At 41.1% G+C, this 705-nt stretch carries 2 protein-coding genes; both read right to left on the bottom strand.

The window, feature by feature from the left end; translation table 11 throughout:
* Nucleotides 1–203: hypothetical protein (locus ACGTN6_RS20710; protein WP_394594959.1), on the bottom strand; the 203-nt coding region annotated here is incomplete at its 3' end.
* A gap of 135 nt (nucleotides 204–338) precedes the next feature.
* The coding region (locus tag ACGTN6_RS20705; RefSeq protein WP_394594957.1) for a helix-turn-helix domain-containing protein at nucleotides 339–705 on the bottom strand (367 nt) is incomplete at its 5' end.

The following is a 705-nucleotide window of genomic DNA, read 5'->3' as shown; positions in this document are numbered from 1 at the left end:
AAGCCCTCTAACAATACGTCATCCTCTAGAAGAAGAATCGAGTGTTCCTGAGGCCAATGTTCAGACCTCTGAGTTAGCAACTCAATAATAACTTCAATGAGATCTTCCTCACTAAGCCCTTTACTTTTGCTCATTAGAACTGAAAATAACTCTTCTGGATCGTTCTCATTATGAATATCAGTAAAAGTAATTACGAGCTTCATTCAATCCCCTCCTTCGTAGGAATTCTACAATGAGAGGTGAAAACCTCTAAAAAAGACACCCGCAAGGGTGCCCCTCAATAATATTATTCAACTGTTCTGGCCAGGGTGCTTCGCCGCGCCGGCCTCCCTCCAAGTTTAAACGATAGATTTTTCTAATTCCAAATCATGCAAGTAGTGGCATTTCTGGCATATTTGGCATAGCATCATGCTTTTCATCTCTCTGATCTTGTTCCTGTTAACCCCAAGATGAGCAGCTACAGAACGATAACTCATTCCCTCCATCATACAATCAAGAATGATTAGGTGCTGTTCATCCTCTAGAAAATCTGCCATTAGCTCTATACTTTCTACCTTCCTGCTATACTCTTTCCAGCGGTAATAGAGACGTCTCTCCCTTGCTTCCATAGCATCGACTTCTGCAGCACTTTTACTGTTCACATTGGCTTTTGGTAAAGTAGCTTCTATTCCTAATTGTTGAACCAAACCGAAAGAAGGACTTTTA

The organism is Halomonas sp. B23F22_20 (assembly GCF_043496985.1).
Classification (GTDB): Bacteria; Pseudomonadota; Gammaproteobacteria; order Pseudomonadales; family Halomonadaceae; genus Halomonas.
The sequence above is the reverse complement of the archived record's forward strand: the minus strand, read 5'-3'. Positions and strand labels throughout refer to the sequence as shown.